This window comes from Alistipes sp. Marseille-P5061, from assembly GCF_900290115.1.
Lineage (GTDB): Bacteria > Bacteroidota > Bacteroidia > Bacteroidales > Rikenellaceae > Alistipes > Alistipes excrementigallinarum.
On the sequence record NZ_LT985748.1, the window covers coordinates 228,413 to 242,989 of the forward strand.

The window sequence follows — 14,577 nt, forward strand, 5'->3', positions numbered from 1 at the left end:
GTTTTATTTCTGTTTTTTATTCATAAGTTTCTGTTTGATGCGGAAAACCGCCATGCCAAGCAGCAATCCAGCAGCGACAAAGGCCATCACTCCACCCAGAGACGGCCAGTCGACAGCTGTGATACCGGCAACGGCCGTGCGGCCGTTGACCGTGGCGATGACGCCCAGAATGGCAATCAATGCATTGGCAAGGAAGAGCAGTTCAAGGCGGATCTCCCGTTCGGGCAGGAGGTGCTTCAACGCCCAACGCCCCAGAGGAATCACCGCCGCCACAACCGCGGCCAGCGACCAGGCAACCAACGGAAACGACATCCCGGGAAGCGAGAAGATGGCGGCAACCAGCAGGCTGAACAGCACCGGGAAAATGAGCAGCCCCGGGAACCAGCGCAGCAGGCGGTAGAGCCACACGACGGAGGGTTTTACGCGCCCCGCCGTGTGGATGTGTGCCGCAACGACACAGAAGGTCATCTGCAAGGCGACCTCCAGCGTGAGGAGAACCGCCAGGTCGAGCATCAGCGCGGAGTCGGCGAGCCAGTCCGCAATCTGGTTTTTCGACTGCTCGATGGCCCAGGGCCACGCCAGTCCGACGAACAGGGCGCAGACAACGGCCGAAAGGGCTACAAACCGGGGCTTGCGCCAGGTCTGCTTCAACAGGTAGTTGAAGCAGACCACAATCATCATGACCAATACGACGGTGTCCATTACTCTTCCATCTTTTTGCGCCGGCGGCGAACCACAAGAACCAGCACCGCGATGAGGCCGATGACGAGCACGGCGACAACGGTGTTGCTGACCAGCGTGGTCGTGCGGTCGGAGGCGGTGAACTCCTCGCGTTTGAGCACCGTGCCGGCATTCGTGTCGAGCGAAACCTCGCGCACCTCGCGGATCTGCCGCTGGTAGTTCCGGGCAGCCTCGGGCGCACTCTTCGAGGCGATGAAGTCGCGCAGTTTGGCGTTGTCGCAGACAAATCCCGAGCACGAGGGGCCGTGCTTGTCGACCAGTTCGGTGTGGAGGGCGGCGAGGGCAGCGAGCTGCTCGTCCGAGGCCTGCCACATCCCCTTGCGGGCCGTTTCGAGCATCACGGCCGAGATCTCCTCCAGCGCCGCGGGGTTCTGCCGCTCGAAATAGCCGCGGAGCCCCATGCCGAACTTGTCCTGCACGTAGACATCGTAGATCTCGTCCCAGAGTTCGTTGTCCACCACGTCGGGCTTCATGACGTTCCAGCCGTAGGTGTTCTGCACCACCGCGGCAAAGCCCGCAGCGGCACTCGCCCCGCCCTGCATCTTCGCGCGGATGTAGTTCGGATTGAAGATCGTCGTGCGGCTCTCGACGCCGATTGCCTCCTTGAGCTCCTGCATCCGCACGCGGTTCCGGTTGCGGTAATCGCTCAGGTAGGCATCGGGCTCCCGGCCCGTGACGTTGCGCACGGCCAGATTCATGCCGCCCATGAATTCGTAGACATGGTCGAGGCTCAAGGCTCCCCACGTATTGCTCTGGCGGGGCTGCACGACGGCATCGGTGTTGACCAGGGCTGCCTCCAACGCATATTGCTGCACCTGCTCCCAAGCCTGCTCGCTGCCGTAATAGGCTCCCATGTTCTGCAGGTAGACCGCGGCAATCTCCGAGGAGTTTTCCCAACGGTCGCCACTCTGCACCATACCGGTAATGCCCGTGCCATAGTTGCCGTTGACGCCGCCGAAGACCCGGCGGGTCGAGATCTCGCGCGCCTCCCGTGGCGAAAGTCCCTTGTCGATGAGCGCCTGCTCGGCATCGACGACACCCCGGGTCACGAAGTTCTCGTAGCGGTCGTCCTTCGCTGCGGCAGCCATCTCGACGGCCCGCGAGATGAGGAACAGCCGCGAAGCCGCCAGGTCGCGCAGCTGGCCGCTGGTCTGTACGACGACATCGATGCGCGGACGCCCCAACTCCTCGGAGGGGATGAGCCGCAGGTCGCTCACCCGACCGAAAACATCGCGGACGGGCTCGACGCCCAGCATGTAGAATACCTGCGCAAGGGTTGCCCCCTCGGTCTCGATGAATTCGCCGCTCCAGAGCGTGTAGCTCACCTTGCGGGGCAGCGAGTCGTGGTGGCGTTCGCGGTAGAGGCGGATGGTCTCGTCGGCCAGTTCGCGGCCGCGTTCCCAAGCCCGTTCACTCGGCGTCGCCTCGGCATTGACGGCATAGAGATTACGACCCGTGGGCAACGTATTGGGATTGGCAATCGGGTCGCCGCCCGGCGAAGGGGCCGTGTAGCCGCCGTTCAAAGCGCTGGTGAGCGACGAAAGCTCCGCTTCGGGGCTCTCTTCAAGCGCGTGTCGGTAGTTGCCGACGTTGCGGATTGTGCGTTCGAGTTCGGTCACCACCCGGGCAAACTCGCGCTCCTCCTTTGTGTACTCCTTGCCGAGGCCCATCATGGCAGCCATCGCATCGGCCGGCATGGCTGCGGGTTTCTTCTCCTCCGACGGTCCGGCGTTTGCGGGGCGTTTGCCCACTTTCGGGATCCACGAGGGGTGTTTCGGGGCCCCTTTGCCCGACTTGGAAGTACCGGCCGGATGCTGCATCGGTGAACTCGACGAAGCCATCGCCATCATCCGCGCCATCATCTCCTGCGGAGCGGTGAGCGACCGCTGAATTTCGCGGGCCTTCTCCAACTCCGCGGCCGAGATGCCCGCCGTCGAGCAGATAAAAGCATCGGTCGGCTGCTGCGTCCCGCTCAAAAGGCGTCCGACCAGTTCGCGGGCCGGTTCGAGGTAGCGGCGCGTGAAGAGCGTGCGGTGTTTTTCGAGATCGGCAGAGGTCTGGCCCCGGAATTTGTCCAGCGCCAGCAGCGAATAGGCGATCGGCTCGGTGGACATGGCGAAGACGCTGCTGCGGATGCGTCCCGGCGAATAGGGCTGGCCCATCGTATAGAGTTCACCGGTGATCTTCTCCGCGGCAAGCTCTTCGGCAAACGTCTCAATGCGGGCGATCTCGGCCTCGGTATAGGGTTCGGTCAGCAGGGAATCGAGCCGCAGTTCGCGGTGGATGCCCAGTTCGACGGTCAGCCGTTTGACGCGCAGTGCCGCGGCCCGCGTGTCGGGCTGTCCGTCGGTGTAGAGCAGGTCGTTGTAGGCCTGGATTGCCGCATTCAGTTCACGATAGATGCCGCGCACGCCGCTCTCCATGAAGGGTGGGGTCAGATACGACTGCAGCGTGGCATACGCGCGGCGCTTGGCAATCATACCCTCGCCGACGTTCCCAATCGAGTAGACATAGAGGTGCGGTGTGGCCCCAATCAGTGCGTCGGGCCAGTCGTTGCGGCTCAGAGCTACTTGTTTGCGGGGGGTGAACTCCAGGCTGCCGTGCGTCCCGAAGTGGACGATGGCATCAGCGCGGAAAGCGTAACGCGCCCAAAGGTATGAAGCGATATAGGCGTGAGGCGGTGCGGCATCGGTGCCGTGAACGATGGCGAAGTCGTCATCACCCGCTCCGGCGGCCAGCTGCGGCAGCAGCACGATGTTGCCCAGCTCGATGCGCGGCAGCGCCAGCCGTCCCTCGTCGTCGGAGAGGTAGTGGCCCGGGAACGGGCCGTCGAGTGCAACTACCTCCTCCATCCGCTCCGCAGGTATTGCTTCAGCGGTCCACGCGGCGTACTCCTCGGAGGAGATGAGCGCCGGTTGGCCCTTTTTCAGAAATTCGGCCTTGGCTCCGTGGGCATAGTCGTTGAAAACGGCCCCCTGTTGCTGGATGAGGGCTGCCAACCCCTCGGGCGTCGAGGGGAGACGCTCCACGCGGTAACCCTCGCTGCGGAGCCGCACGAGCAGGTTGTAGAGCGATGGCGTGACCTCCATGCCGGAGGCCGTCAGGACATTCTGCCCGGGGCCCTTGTAGTAGTAGATTGCTACGCGCTTTTCGCTGTTGGGCATGCGTTGCAGGGCGATGTGGCGATTCACCGTCTCGACGAACCGGTCCAGTCGTTCGGGAATGGCATGGACCTGCTGCAGCCCTTCGCCGTCGAGGCGGTGACCGAACAACACCTGGGAGCGGATCGCTCCGTCAATCTCGGGCATCACTACACTCTGCGACAGGAAACCGCCGTTCATGCCCATCTTGTCGGCCTCCCATTCGTCGACCATCCGGTTGACGTTCAGCGGCGAGAAGAGCGGAATGTTCTGGCGCGTCAGGTACTCCACAATGGCATCGCCCAGGCGTCCGTGGGCCATGTTGATGACGGCCGACGGACGGATCGAATCGGCCTGTCCGCTCTGAATCGCCGCCTGCAGGTTGCGGAGGGGATAGACCGCGTTGCCGGTCTCCTCGAGCCGGGCAATCAGTTCAGCCGGTTCACCCATCTGTCCCGTCACGATCACCCGCGGAGCATCCGCTTTCAGCAGGCCGTGCCGCGCGAGGAAGGCCTCGTAGGCCTCCACGCTGTCGAAATCCAGCTCCTCCGCCTCGGGATCCGACGGATTGGCGTGGTAAAATTGCCGCAGGTCGCGTACGACGGGCGGCTCGGGCTCATCCGTATCGAACCGCTTGCCGTCGACCGTGCGGCGCAGGGTGACGAGCAGGTTGCGGTAGTTCTTCCGGCCGCCGCCGCTGAGGTAGCCCTTGACGGCAGCCAGCGTCGCGGAGTCCGCCGAGATGATCTCGTTGGCCGGGTTGGTCGCCATGGTCGTGATGACCGTAAGCCCGCGGTCGGCGGCCCGTTGGAGTGCGGCCCGCTGCTCGGCCGTGATGCGGAGCCCCATGCCGTTCATCAGCACCACGTCGTAACGGCCCAGGCGGTCGAACTCCGACGGTTCGACCGAGGCAAGACGGATCCGCGCATGGTCATTGGCCCGGGCGATCTGGCCGAGCGTCGTGGCCTGGTAGTTCACGAAGGCGATGCGCGTGGCCGAGAACCAGTGGTTCCACGCTGCGACGCCCAATAGGACGGCAAGCAGGATCACGCCTGCCCAGATTATTGGTATCTTCTGTTTCATCCTTTATTTGCTCTTGAAAAATTGTTCGAGATTCAGCGAAAGGCCCACCGAGCAGGTCGTACCGACGGTCGTGGGCGAGTTGCTGTAATAGTAGTCGGGGCGGTAGTTGAAGAGGTTGTCCACGGCCAGCGTGAGGTCCATCCCGCGCCACAGATGCTGCGTGAGGCTCAGTTTCCAGATCGTGTAGCCCGGATAGGTCTGCCGCACGGTCTGCTCGTAGGAGGTCACCTCGGTATAGACGTCGCACGTGACTGCCGACAGCCAGCGTCCCGACAGCGACACATTCAGACCGTAGTTCTTCCACTGCTTGTCATAGGCCAGGCGCGCTGTGGCCGCATGGGGACGGGTCGAGGAGAGCAGCGGCTGTCCCCGCTCGATCATCTCGCGCGTGTAGGCATACGACACGCGCCACGAGATGCCGCACGTATATCGTCCCGACGCATTGGCCTCGGCTCCGGCCACCTGCAGAGGCGACATGTTCGTGTAGACCTGCCCGTCAAGCTCCTGGTTCCAGACCGTGGTGATCCGGCTGTCCACCAAATTGTAGAATCCCGTTACGGTGAAACTGTGCTGTCCTTTCAGATACTCAGCCGAGAGTGAAAAGTTGTGGCTCGTCTCGGCTTTCAATTCCGGATTTCCGTAGATCATGAAGATATTGCCCATATAGAAGTCCATGTACATCTCCTTGAGGGTCGGGGCACGGAATCCGCCTGCGTATGATGCCCGAAGCGAGCAGTTTGCAACCTTATACATCACGCCGAGTTTTGGCGAAAGGTGCGAGAGGTTTGCCGCCGAAAAATGGTCGAAGCGCAGGCCCGCAATGAGGTTGAACCGCCGGTGCGGGTTCCAGTCGAACTGCGCGAAGGCATCGGCCGTATGCTGCGTATGGCTGCCGTTGTCCGTAAACTGGTAGGACATCAGGTAGTCACGCATGTAGTCGCCGCCGACGGTGAGAATATGTTTCCCGGCAAAGGTATGGTTGTAGAGCGTGCGCAGGGTGTGCTGTACGTTGCTGTAGTCGCGTACGTCGCGTGACGTGGGGACCAGATAGTCGCTTTTGTCATACTGGTCAAAGGCATAGGAGAGTTCCAGATCATCGGACGGCGTAATCGCCCAGTTGCCCTTCAGTCCGCCCGAGAAGCTGCGGTAGCGGTCCTTGATGCTCTCCGAGGCGTCGCGCTCGCGGAAGAAATATCCCGCCCGGGCCGTGAACTTCAAGCCTTCGGTCGCCGTGACGACGAGCCGCTCCTTGATATTGAGCGCCGTGTGTCCGTAGATGGTGCTGTAATCGCCCACCTCCGCGTTGTCGGTCCCCTTCGAGAGGTCGATGGCGTCAATCGAGGTGTACTGCACGTTGGTCGTCGAGTTGAACCGGCCCTGGTTGAATCCGACCGATCCTCCGTAACGCTGCTCGTTGTGGGCACCGTAACGGCCGTTCAGATTGACCGACCACGGCTCCCGCGATTCGCGGCTGATGAGGTTCACCACGCCGCCGATGGCATTCGATCCGTAGAGCGATGAAACGGCCCCCTTGACGATTTCGATGCGCCCGACATTGTCCAGGTTCAGGCGGCTGTAATCGACGTTGTCGAGCGTTTCGCCCGCCAGGCGCTCACCGTCGACGAGGAAGAGCACCGAATTGCCGCCGAATCCCGACATGTTGAGCGAAACCTGCTGGTTCATCGAGTAGGAGAACTCGATGCCCGGCAGTTCGCTTTGCAGCAGGTCGCCGACATGCGTCGCATCGACCTGTTTGATATCGGCCTCGGAGATGACACGGGTGACAATCGGGACATCCTTCAACAGTTTCGGGGTGCGTGTGGCCGTCACCACCACCTGATCCATCATCGTGGAGCGCTCCGCAAGCCGGAAATTCAAGGGCCCGGTCTGGCCGGCAGCGATCTTTTCGCTGGCCGGTTCGTACCCGACAAACGAGGCGCAAAGCGTATACGTCTCTTTGCCTGGAAGCGTAATTTCATAGTGTCCCTCCGTGTCGGCCACGGTACCGAGCGACGGCTGCTCCTTCACGGTAACGACGGCCCCGGCGAGCGGCTGCCCCGCAACATCCGAAACCGTGCCGGATATTTTGTATTGGGCCTGCGTCTGCAGCGTAAACAGCAATCCGAAAAGAGATAGTACCAGCAGTTTCATCCTTATTCAACGGGATAGAGGTAGTCAATGGTCATGTAACCCTTTACGGCGGCGTCGTTCATGAAGTTTGCGAGGCGCAGGGCCGCACAGGTACCGTCCTTCAGACGAAGCAGATAGATCTTCCCCGAGAGGGTGTAGATTGGCGGCATGGTCGAGGTGTCTACATTGAGCCAGCGCGAAAGAGTGGGGTTCCAATAATCCTCGGCATAGAGGATGATGCCGTCCATCATCTGCGACATGTCAATCGTAATGCGGTCGGTGGTCCACTCGTCAGCGGCCCATTGGTCTTCGGCGACAGTCCCGGGAGCGGGAAGCGCATCGAAAGACCCTGCCTGGCTTTCCCAGACGGTGCCGCCGTTGGTCTTCGTGTCGTATCGGTGTACGGCAAAATCCCACGTTTCGGGAGCCGCTTCACCCACCGGTGTCGTTGTTACCTGTTTGCCGTGCAAATCGACATAATGCCATTCGGTATAATCCGTGGCGTCGATATAGATCCGTCCCGTGCGGGTTCCTTCGTCGATGAGGATAAACCCATATTCGTTCCCGGTCCCGGATGTGGGCATATCATAGATACCCTCGAAGATGCCGTTGCAGGCCGGGAGCGACAGCAGCAGTGTCGCTCCCGACAGGAACAGCCCAGCCTGTTTGCAGTTCATGGCCAATCTCGCTTTTTCCGTAGAGTTACTCTTCCGTGGCGGGAGCCGTTCCCGGCAGCAGCGTGATGGTCAGTCCGCCCATGACGGCCGGTACGTTGAACGCAATCGAGAAGTCGTCCTTGGCGGCATTTGTGCGGCCACTGAGCGTGAAGTCGTAGTTGCTGGTCGAGTCACCCATTCCCATGGCCACGCTGCCGCTGCCCGTAAAGACGTACTCTTCGCCCTCTTTGGTCGCAGTGGCCGACTCAACAGTAAAGGTTCCCCACGAGGCGGATTCGAAGACAACCTTCAGAGTTCCGTCGCCGTTGGCCGTCAGTTTTACGCTTTCGCCATCGGTATAACGATCCTGGAACATCGCACAGTCGGCATCCGTATATCCTTCGTAGGTTCCGGCCAGCAGCAGGTCGGCCGGGGCTTCTCCCGTCTGGAACGTAAGGGTCATGCCGCCCATGACGGCCGGTATCGAAAACTCCATCCGGGCATCGGTCTGTGACTTGATCTCGGCCGTGAAAGTGCAGTCGTAGGCCGAGGTGCTTCCACCCATGCCCATCTGCGTCTGCCCGCTGCCCGAGAGTGTGCAGAGGTCTCCGTTTACAGTCGCCTGTGCATCGGTGATGGTGAATGTACCCCACGTGGCGGAGGTGAACGATACGGAGGCGGTGCCGTCCGTGTTTTTCGTGAGGACGACGGTCTCATCCGCCGAGATCATGTTCTGGAAATAGTTGCAACTGGCCAGCGTATAGCCGTTGTAGCGGCCTGCAAAGTCGACCGTTTTCGAACCGTTTTCATCCTTGTCACACGCCATCATAAAGACTGCGGCGGATAACATCATAAGTACAGATTTGATTTTCATAGGGCTGATTGTTATTTTTCCGGGAGCAAAATTACTGGAGTTGTTGTGGTCGGGCAATACCTACTTTTTATGATTTATTATAGCCTGTTCTTGATGTATATTAGGTATTGTTAATGCGCAATCTGAACCATATGTTTTGGTGTAGAGCTTTTTCAAACAGTCAATTACAAGATCATGTTGACAAGATTATCACATTAAGATTATTTACCTTGTTGTGTGTTGACCATCCGGGCAAAGATCCCATTTTGCTGCAGTAAATCATCGGGAGACCCGGATTCCGCAATATGACCGTTGTCCATAACCACAATCCGGTCGGCATGGATTACGGTCCGCATGCGGTGAGCAATAACCAGTACGGTCTTGTTGCGAATTAACTCAGATATTCCCGCTTGAATTTTTGTTTCATTCTCTGCATCGAGTGAGGCCGTAGCCTCATCCAACAGCACAATTGGAGCATCTTTGAGTAAAGCTCGGGCGATTGATATGCGTTGTCGTTCTCCGCCGGACAGCGTTTCTCCATTTTCACCGATTACCGTATCGTAACCTTGCGGCATTCGTCGGACGAATTCGTCGCAGCAGGCCAGACGTGCAGCCCGCAGGATTTCTTCTTCCGATGCGTTCTGTCTTCCGATGCGGATATTGTCTCGAATCGAAGCATTGAACAACACGACATCCTGAAAAACGACCGAGTAGTTCTTCAGCAGGGTTTCAGGGTCGATCCCGCTTATATTCTCTCCTCCCAGACGGATTGTGCCGTGCTGAATATCCCAAAAACGGGCGGCGAGTTTGGCTGCGGTGCTCTTGCCTCCGCCCGAAGGTCCGACCAATGCCGTAATCTCTCCTTGGCGGGCCGTGAACGACACTTGCTTCAAGATCGGTTTCCCCGATTCGTAGGAAAAGTCCACGTCGTCGAATTCAATATCAAAATTCTTCGGGTGAAAGTCTGTCCGTCCCTGCTGTATGGGCATCGCTTCCATCTCGTTCATGCGATCGATGCGCACATCGAGGTAAAAGAGCGCTGCCAGATTGTTTAACACCTCATTGACCGGGGCATAGACTCGGAATCCTACGACCAGAAAGAGAAGGTAGGTAAGCAAATCCGTCTCTTGAGCCCCAAGCAGTCCAGCCCCAACCAGGATGACACTCGCAGAGCCGAGCTTCAGAAGGCTCTGTGCCCCATTTACCAAAACTCCGATCAACAACTCACCGCGGGTCTGAACCCGCTCATTCGTATCAATCCGTTCGTTGAGTTCTCGCAAAAATTCCGCTTCACGATTGCAGGCCTTGATCTCACAGATTGCATCCAGCCCTTCTTGAATCTGTTCGCTGACATCCCGCCGGGTGAAGTAGGCTTTGCGATTGTTCCGATGTAGAACCCGTTTCGCCAGCAGGACGATAGCCAGTGCTACGGGGACTACCCAGAAAAGCGCCAGGGACAATCGCCAGTCATAAACAGACATGCCGGCGGCAATAAGCACCAGGCAAATCAACGAGGCGATAAGCTGCGGCACTGCATGGGAAAAAGTGTGTTCAAGATCGGTACAGTCGTCCATGATTGTGGCTGTCAGATCAGAAAGATCTTTCTCGCCGAAAAAGGCCAGTGGCAGTTTACGCAGTTTCTCGGCCAGCGAGATTCGCCGGATGGCGCTCTCTGCATAGACACTCGTATAGGTGCTCCGATACTGCCGCAGGGCCACAAGATACATGACCGCCAGAAACGAAAAGCCCAGCGCGACATAATACCATAGCCCCAGCAGCGGCGAACTCCCCGGGGTGAGAACAGGTCGCAGATAATCTCTGAGGAAGACAAACAGGTAGACCGCCGGCAGCATCAGGGCGAGATCTATTCCTGTCGTCCAGCAAATTCCCTTGCACAGATCTTTGGCGCCCTGTTTCGAAAGGGCGAAGCGGTGTTGAATGATTCTGAACATATGTCAATTCTTTTTAAGGGTCCATTCGGTGGATTGCTGGTATTCATCCCACATCCGCCGGTAAATTCTGTTTTCGGACAGCAGTTTCTCATGTGTCCCCTGTTCGACCAGACGCCCCCGATCCATCACAAGAATACGGTCTGCATCCGTAATACTTGACAAACGATGGGCAATCATCAGTACCGTTTTTCCATGCATCAGATTACGCAAGGCCGACTGGATCAGGTGTTCGTTCTCGGGATCGGAGAAGGCTGTTGCCTCGTCCAAAAGCACAATGGGGGCATCTTTAAGCAGGGCCCGGGCGAGAGCTATCCGTTGTTGTTCACCTCCGGAGAGAAAGGTGCCGTTCACGCCAATCTCGGTCCTCAACCCATTCGGCAGCCGTTCGATAATCTCCCGGCAACACGCCGCGTCCGCGGCCTGCATCACCTCGTCGATCGAGGCATCCGGATGTCCGTAGCGGATATTCTCGAGCAGGGTGGCCTTGAACATCCGTGGGCGCTGAAAGACGAAGGAAATTCGCTGCATCAGCTCTGCTGGGGGGATCTTCCGGACATCCACCCCGCCAATCGAGATGCGACCCGCATCCACATCCCAGAATCGTGGTACGAGTCGGGCGAGCGTCGTCTTCCCGCTTCCCGAGGCTCCGACCAAAGCGACGGTCTCTCCTTCCCGGATTTTGAAACTGACGCCATCGACGGCTCTTTGTCGAGCCCCCGGATAGGTAAAAGTGACCCTGTCAAAGTCAATATCGAAATACTGTGGTGATTGGACCGCTTCGGGAACCGGCAATCCGGCGACAGCCGTCAGTTCGTCGAGGCGGGCAATGGCTTCGGAGGCCTGGCCTACCGCTTGGCTCAGATACATGCTTCTCATGATGCATTGCGAGAAGAGTGGAGTCACGAGGACAAAAAGGAAGAAATCGAGTAAAATATCCATATACTCCCCGGTCCGGCCGATAAGCAGAATCGCCACCGGGGCCAATATGTAGACGAAACTGTTGATAAGGACCGTATACGCTGACATGGGATGCTTCCAAGCCTGCGTATATCGGGTGACCATCTCCTTGTAGCACAGAATGCTCTGGTGAAAATTCTTGAATGAAAAGAGGGTCTGTTGGAATACCTTCACTACGGGGATGCCTCGTACATATTCTACGGCTTCGGTATTCATCTCTTCCAATGCATTCATGTATTCCCGCATGAAATTTTGCGATTTGCCGCCTATCATGACCGCCATCAATCCACCTGCGAAGAGCATCGGGACCAGACTGGCCGCTCCGAGTCGCCAATCAAAAAAGAAAATCAATCCGAGAGCCGCGACCGGCACCAATACGGTTGCTGCCAGGTCGGGCATCTGATGAGCCAGGAAACTATGCGTGATGCTCGCATTGTCGTCAATGATCTTGCGGATGCGGCCGCTGGTAGTCGAGTCAAAGAATCCAAGCGGCATATCGACGATACGGCGCATAGCCTCTTTGCGCAGGTTCGATTCCACCCGGAAGGCTGCCAAATGTGAAGACATTAATGCTGCAAAATAAAAGACTATGCCGACAACGGATGTCCCGACAGCCCACCATGCGAAGGCGGAGATTCGCTCCATATCAGTCGGCATGCCGCCGCTGATTAATAGGTCTCTAACAATCAACCAAATCAGTGCATATGGAATTATTCCTGTCAATGCGCTCAATCCAGAGAGTATCATGGCAAGAGGCAGTAACCCTCGGCGAGGCCCCATATAGTGCTGCAGTTTTCTCAGAATTTTCATGGATATCCGTATTTATCTTTTAGACAATCCTATTTGATTCTATATCCCAGCATGGAACTGAATCCGAAACAAAGCCGGGGCAGGCGTCCCAGAATCTGCCCGAACAGGAAGCCCCAGCGTGACCGGAAGAACTTCATGTAGTTGGCCTGTTCGATGAGTGCCAGCCGTGCGTCCCAGCGCTCGGGCAGATGTCCGTCGCTGATTCCCGAACGAATTTCGGCTTTGTGTCCACGCAGCGAATCGGGTTTGATTCCGCGCCGGAACATGATCGTTCCGCAGACATCGAACCACAGCTCGCTTCCCGGGAAACGGTCGGCAATGCGGTGCACGAACTCCTTGACCTGGTACTCGTAGAAATACATCAGCACCCCTTCAGCGACAAAGATAAACTCCCCGTCAGGGTAGTTCGTTTTCAATGTATCCATCCACTCCGTATCCGTCAGCGAGGCAGAGATATAGCGGTCATGCTCGGTTTCGGGAATCAGTTCCCGCCGCAAGCTGATTACTTCTGGCAGGTCGAGTTCGCAGAAAACCGCTTTCGGATTGTTCCCGAGGCGTTGGGCCCGCGTATCAAGTCCACATCCCACATTGATTACAACCGGGTAGTCATGCTGGTCGATGAACCGGCGGACCGCCTGGTCGAAATACCATCCCCGCACCACACAGCCTACCTCACTTAATGGCGCTTCGTCAAAACGGCTGTAATCGTACCTGATACTTTGTATAAGGCGTTCAGCCTCACTGTCGCGCAGGATGGCTGCATCGCCGCGACGGCTCTCCTTGGCCCGCATGTAAAGAGGAATCAGCAAGGTCTCGGCGACCACGTTCTTAAAATCATACGTCTGTTTCATACATCTTTTATTTTTAATGAACAATGTTTCATTTTGTTCAAAAAAAAGAGGAGAACTGTTAAGCTCTCCTCTGTTCGGTCGGTTCGGTCAGGGCTAACCAACCCGCATATTCAAACTGGAAAAATTCCCGAAAAAACTCCCGGATTCCTGGCCGGTCCAGGCGGTGTGTAACAATCTCTCCCAGTACGCTGACCATCCAGGCCGCCATGATATGGATAAAAAACGGTGATACGGATTTTGTTCGGTGGAAATACGAAATTTCCAGTTTTTGATATTCGTGGCTGATGCGCGTGATGTGATCGGTCAATGCGTTCCGAAAGTCGGATTCCGAAGAGCCGTCTGCGCCGTAAAGCAGCAGCCAAATTTCCTCCCGACATGTCCAAACCAAATCAATATATTTTTCCACGACCTCCATGTCATGACCAAAAGGGGCAATCCGGCTACAGGATACATGCTCTTTGCTGTGTTGCTCGGCAATGAATGAAAACAGACGATTCCGGACTGGAGTGACAATCGCCCGGAAAATACTGTCTTTCCCTTCGAAATAGTTATATAAATTGCTGGTTCCTACTCCGGCCCTACGGGCAATCGTCCGCATGGATGCATTTTTGTAACCATGGAGGAGAAATTCGCCTCGGGCTGCGTCAAGGATAGCCTTGTATGTTTTGTCTTTAAGCGGTCGCATATATGGATGAACCAGGTTCATTGATAATGCAAAGGAAGTAGGTCGCCGAGAAATATCAAATACCCATTTTTTAGGATTTTTGCTTTTAATGGAAGCAAGGTACAGCCGATTAGCAAGCGCTATGATGAGTGATAGCGTGAAAAAATAGTAGCTCTACGTAATATTCATTTGCTTATTGCAGATGATAAGGAATCCTTAATTCAGGCCGTGCAGGGAGGAGAGAGTTCTTTCGCATTTATTAATGCATCGAATCCTTCTGAGGGTATATACGAATGGTACTAGATTGCACTGTAAAATTATCCGTAAAAGAGATAAGTGGAATATAGATGTTTATGAGTTTTCATTTAATGTCATTAACATGATTTCCTATTATTATTTAGATCTTCAAAGCCCTAAACACGAGATTGATGCTCTGGATGAACCTCATTTCGGTATACGATTGGTTTAGACAGACAGTAAACAGATCTTAGCGGGTTGTTCTTTGCGCTGCATATCAAAGTTCAATAGGTGTACGCCCCGGCTTGTAATGCTATTTCAGCAGAAGAGTGAGCGATGGAAAATTGGATGCGGGGCGTTGGTCCTCTGTGGGCGTAAAACAGCCATGTATAAGGAATCCTACTTGATGTTACGCTGTATCGATCTGGATTAGGAATTATCCCTCGATTGGAGACTAAAGAAAAAAATAAGTCCAACTCGCTGCAGTGGGTTGGACTTGAAAA

General features: G+C 56.7%; 9 protein-coding genes. All 9 read right to left on the reverse strand.

Annotation, left to right across the window (positions count from 1 at the left end; translation table 11 throughout):
- Positions 1 to 3: 3 nt before the first annotated feature.
- Entirely contained in the window at positions 4 to 702 is a 699-nt protein-coding gene (locus C8267_RS00925) for a hypothetical protein (protein WP_106633329.1), read from the reverse strand.
- Positions 702 to 4,964: a cobaltochelatase subunit CobN gene (locus tag C8267_RS00930; protein WP_106633330.1), complete on the reverse strand. Its 4,263-nt coding sequence runs from the start codon at positions 4,962 to 4,964 to the stop codon at positions 702 to 704. The genes C8267_RS00925 and C8267_RS00930 overlap by 1 nt, the downstream gene beginning before the upstream one ends.
- Before the next feature lie 3 nt (positions 4,965 to 4,967).
- A complete protein-coding gene (locus C8267_RS00935) occupies positions 4,968 to 7,115 on the reverse strand; it encodes a TonB-dependent receptor (protein WP_106633331.1) in 2,148 nt (715 codons plus the stop codon).
- Positions 7,116 to 7,117: 2 nt separating this feature from the next.
- The gene (locus C8267_RS00940; protein ID WP_106633332.1) at positions 7,118 to 7,771 is read right to left on the reverse strand and encodes an HmuY family protein; all 654 of its coding nucleotides are present in this window, start codon (positions 7,769 to 7,771) and stop codon (positions 7,118 to 7,120) included.
- Between the two features lie 25 nt (positions 7,772 to 7,796).
- A complete protein-coding gene (locus C8267_RS00945) occupies positions 7,797 to 8,624 on the reverse strand; it encodes a calycin-like domain-containing protein (RefSeq protein WP_106633333.1) in 828 nt (275 codons plus the stop codon).
- A gap of 200 nt (positions 8,625 to 8,824) precedes the next feature.
- On the reverse strand, positions 8,825 to 10,555 hold the full coding sequence (locus C8267_RS00950; protein WP_106633334.1) for an ABC transporter ATP-binding protein: 1,731 nt from the start codon (positions 10,553 to 10,555) through the stop codon (positions 8,825 to 8,827).
- 3 nt (positions 10,556 to 10,558) lie between these two features.
- Positions 10,559 to 12,322 (reverse strand): ABC transporter ATP-binding protein, encoded by a 1,764-nt coding sequence (locus tag C8267_RS00955; RefSeq protein WP_106633335.1) that lies wholly within the window; start codon positions 12,320 to 12,322, stop codon positions 10,559 to 10,561.
- A gap of 29 nt (positions 12,323 to 12,351) precedes the next feature.
- A complete protein-coding gene (locus tag C8267_RS00960; RefSeq protein ID WP_106633336.1) occupies positions 12,352 to 13,173 on the reverse strand; it encodes a class I SAM-dependent methyltransferase in 822 nt (273 codons plus the stop codon).
- 58 nt (positions 13,174 to 13,231) lie between these two features.
- On the reverse strand, positions 13,232 to 13,879 hold the full coding sequence (locus C8267_RS00965; protein WP_106633337.1) for a TetR/AcrR family transcriptional regulator: 648 nt from the start codon (positions 13,877 to 13,879) through the stop codon (positions 13,232 to 13,234).
- Positions 13,880 to 14,577 lie beyond the last annotated feature (698 nt).